General features: G+C 37.5%; 2 protein-coding genes. Both read left to right on the top strand.

What is annotated here, in order from left to right; all coding sequences use genetic code 11:
• On the top strand, positions 1–299 hold a 299-nt coding region (locus MD535_RS25830), incomplete at its 5' end, for a type I restriction endonuclease subunit M (RefSeq protein WP_265678136.1).
• Positions 300–353: 54 nt separating this feature from the next.
• On the top strand, positions 354–510 hold a 157-nt coding region (locus tag MD535_RS25825), incomplete at its 3' end, for a transglycosylase SLT domain-containing protein (protein ID WP_265678137.1).

Here is a 510-nt window from a genome sequence, read left to right as displayed (position 1 = left end):
CAAAAGAAAAAAATTATGTTTGTACGGCTGTGCCGTTTGATCTTGGCAAAGTTGTTTGTACACAAGGCATTACTGAACTGCTAAATAACAATATTGGTGTGAATTTACCGATTTACTTACATCGTCACCAAAATGGTGATTGGGGAAATGTCTGTGTTGAAGATAAACTTACCAATGACGAAGCCACCAAGACAGGCGAGCGGGTTTTATCCAGTTACACCATTTGTAATGAACAAGTCTGGATAATTACCGAGCGTGATCGTAGTTGCACTACGATTTTACTCCCTAATGAATATTGATGACGTCAATTCACGCGATATAATGGAGTTCCTTTGGACTCCATTTTTTAGCTTATGAAAAAACTAATCTTATTATTGTCGGTATTTCCAAGTGTCGGGTATTCGTTTTGTTTTGATGAAGCAGGACAATATTATAATGTTGATCCAGATCTGCTGCGATCGATAGCTCAAGTTGAAAGCAGTCTTGATCCTAATGCTTATAACGAAAACA

The organism is Vibrio qingdaonensis, from assembly GCF_026191675.1.
GTDB classification, from domain to species: domain Bacteria; phylum Pseudomonadota; class Gammaproteobacteria; order Enterobacterales; family Vibrionaceae; genus Vibrio; species Vibrio qingdaonensis.
The sequence above is the reverse complement of the archived record's forward strand: the minus strand, read 5'-3'. Positions and strand labels throughout refer to the sequence as shown.